Source organism: Acinetobacter sp. YH01008 (assembly GCF_013420435.1).
Taxonomy (GTDB): Bacteria; Pseudomonadota; Gammaproteobacteria; order Pseudomonadales; family Moraxellaceae; genus Acinetobacter; species Acinetobacter pseudolwoffii.
Genome location: NZ_VOYD01000068.1, coordinates 1 through 3,058 on the forward strand (window position 1 = coordinate 1; position 3,058 = coordinate 3,058).

General features: G+C 38.3%; 3 protein-coding genes and 1 pseudogene. 1 reads left to right on the plus strand and 3 read right to left on the minus strand.

Annotated elements, in window-relative coordinates:
• Positions 1 to 274: 274 nt before the first annotated feature.
• Both FTT75_RS15500 and FTT75_RS15505 read right to left on the minus strand, forming a co-directional pair.
• Positions 275 to 958 carry a metallophosphoesterase gene (locus tag FTT75_RS15500; protein WP_101235089.1) on the minus strand — a complete coding sequence of 228 codons (684 nt, stop codon included), beginning with the start codon at positions 956 to 958 and terminating at the stop codon, positions 275 to 277.
• 172 nt (positions 959 to 1,130) lie between these two features.
• Positions 1,131 to 1,475 carry a helix-turn-helix transcriptional regulator gene (locus tag FTT75_RS15505; protein WP_005102094.1) on the minus strand — a complete coding sequence of 115 codons (345 nt, stop codon included), beginning with the start codon at positions 1,473 to 1,475 and terminating at the stop codon, positions 1,131 to 1,133.
• Positions 1,476 to 2,038: 563 nt separating this feature from the next.
• On the opposite strand from FTT75_RS15505, the gene FTT75_RS15510 reads away from it, so the two are divergent.
• On the plus strand, positions 2,039 to 2,389 hold the full coding sequence (locus tag FTT75_RS15510; protein WP_004282055.1) for a hypothetical protein: 351 nt from the start codon (positions 2,039 to 2,041) through the stop codon (positions 2,387 to 2,389).
• 187 nt (positions 2,390 to 2,576) lie between these two features.
• Here the strand turns inward: FTT75_RS15510 and FTT75_RS15515 are convergent.
• Positions 2,577 to 2,930: pseudogene (locus FTT75_RS15515) on the minus strand (IS6-like element IS1008 family transposase); the annotation flags it as partial.
• Between the last annotated feature and the right edge of the window lie 128 nt (positions 2,931 to 3,058).

The window sequence follows — 3,058 nt, forward strand, 5'->3', positions numbered from 1 at the left end:
AATTCATGCACGTGTAGCAGTCCTCAACAGATTTACGGAATTAGGTCGACCACTTACCCAAGTTACGCCTTAAATTTGGCTCAATTAGGGGCGCTTTGCATTTCAAATCTTTGTGCAACAAAGCCGTTTTTAATAGAAAAACCTTAATTTTTTTAAAATTGAGACTTATAGGTGTAGAGATTCACCCCCCTTAGTTACAGCTGAGAGTGGTGGCAGTCCAAATCTAACTAAAAGGTGTCTATAAAATCAGTAGCTATTCAGTCTTGCAAAATATTCACTTAATTTTTGTTATACAAAGCTTTTGAGTAAAGGATGAACCCACATCAATGTAATAGCAATTATCTAACCGGGTCATTTCCTTGACGATCGTATGTCCCAAATAGATAGCATCTATGTTCTCTACAACATCATAATTATCTGAATAGTTCTTTACTCTTCCACGCCCCCATAGTGCATTTGTGTAAGCTGAAACCATTCCTGAAATCCTGTAATCACCTTGCATGATATCTGCTTTAAAAGCGCCCCATTCATGAATATCAATATCTGCATGAACTACTCCTATTCGTTTATCTAGAAGTTCAAGCTCGATAACGATTGGTAAATCTTCAAAGCTTTTGATAATTTTATGCTGCTGATGTGATGACAACTGATAGAACCACTCACCACCATTTCTTTCATGTAAATGTCTAAGCTTTGAATCAAATAGACTTTTAATACACATTTCTTCGTGATTGCCACGAACGGTTCGAAACCATGGTTTTTTAATCAATGAAAAACATTCTAAATTTTCTTTGCCTTTATCAACCAGGTCACCCGTGCATATCAACAAATCTTTATCAAAGTCAAAATCGATAGCGTTGAGATGGCTCATCAGCAAGTGATAAGAACCATGCAAGTCGCCTACTACGAAGATCGATTTGAAAGATGATCCATCTATAATCTGGATATGATTTGTCATGAGGGAGCATCATCCTACTGATTAATAGCATTATGCATGAATAATATTTTAACTAACCACAGACCTTCAACCAACCTTGATCGCAAAAATAGCCCCAGACGAATTTTTACTTTTGGTCAGCCCATTCAGACATGATCTCAATACTAAATAAGTCCCGTATCAGAAATGTGTGTCACCAATCTGACTTTGGTTTTGCCAGTTGCAGTACAGGTGGCTTGTTATTACCTGATGCTCTTTTGCGAACTTTGCCTTTTAGTTTAAGCAACTGTATAGGTGAAAATGACTCTTCAGGTATTAAAACATTGAAATTATTAATCATGTTTAATGCAGCTAGAATTGCAATTAAATCCGAGAGTTTCGCATTACCTTTCTCAGCATTTAACACCGTTCTTCGACTGATCCATGCTTTACTCGCAACTTCAGCTTGTGTCATATCTCGATTTAATCGAATGCGTTTTAAGCGCTCTCCCAACACTGATGCAATATATACTGGACTGTCATTTTCAGAATACATCATTATTCATCACTCACATTTAGATATTTTATGACCTTATGGCATAGAAAAATCTAGTCAATCCTAAAGTCGTTAAGTCCTAATATTGCACATATCCTGTTTTAATTGCCAGTTATGTGCAAATATCTGTACCTAATACCATATAGATTCTTTCTGATACACACTGAGAATGAGGAGCATGCCATTTTTATCTTCTCCATTGGCTCATACTGAACCTCTCTTTTTTATAATAAAATAAATTGAGCTCCTGACATTCTTTGATTATTTATTTTTCAGTTTTTATAAGAACTACTGATCAGGACCTTGACGCACTGCTCTTTACTGGATAACCTTATTTCAACACAGCAAAATCTGTGCTCAGGTGTGAGAACCTGATAAAATCTAGGTGCAATTAAATGTCGCACTTGCGGCTATTTTTTTGCCTACTGTTAAGCAGTTCTTATGGTAGCTTAGCAGGGCAGCTTCGTGCTGGCTGATCCTAGATTCAGTATTCTCACCCCTGTTAAGTTGCCTCCATTACCGTGAGAAGTGATGGAGATAATTAAACTCTTATCTAGGAAACTGCTATGCGTACTAAATTCAATGATGCAAACCCATGCATGCCAAAAAACCTCGCTAAACAGCTGATTATCGAAGGTGCTAAAGTTCTGAACCATCAACAGCGCCAAGCCTTGCTCGATATTTTCATGGCTTTAGATCAGGCGGAAAAAACAGCTGAAAAGATACTTCAGCAACATGCTGTAGCTCAACAGAGCACCTACAACTTTTCTCAAGTTCACGAATGCCAAGATGAAGACAATCAGGAATATTGGTCAGGTCATTACCATGATTCTTACAGTCAAGAATATCCAGAAGATTGGGTAAAACGGACTCAGTCCACCCCACGTCGTCATAAGTTCCCTAAGACTGTTTACTGATCGGCGGGGGTGTCTCTTTAAAAGTAGGCATCATAATCCGAGCTACTCGACCGAGTTGGCTCGGATTCTCTTGGTGAAAGTACTGCATCATTTTGATGATCTAGATGTGAATCTTCGGATAACTCGGTTAGCCTTGGCACTGTTGCAAATAGTGATTTGAGTCGATGATGTTCCCTTTAAAAAGTGCTTAGAGACCGAAAACCCTGTTGATTAGACACACTTCACCCTGAGGCTGACCATAATAAAATGACGATGCTTGTCCTTTACGTAGTGCACGCATGACTTCAATACCTTTAATTGTGGCATAAGCAGTCTTCATAGATTTGAATCCTAATGTGGCCCTGATGATTCGCTTTAACTTACCATGATCACATTCAATGACATTATTTTTATACTTAATCTGCCTGTGCTCAATATCTACTGGACATTTTCCTTCTCGCTTTAATCGTGATAAAGCATGGCCATAGGTCGCTGCTTTATCTGTATTGATGACCCGTGGAATTTGCCATTTTTTCACCGTATTGAAGATCTTTCCTAGAAAACGGCTTTGTTGCACAAACCTATCTGTAAAGGCTTTTTCAGCGATATAATTTTCAAATGAAGAAGCCTACACACAAAATCTACCGCACAACCAATTGGCCCGCATATAACCGAGCACTCATGAGTCGC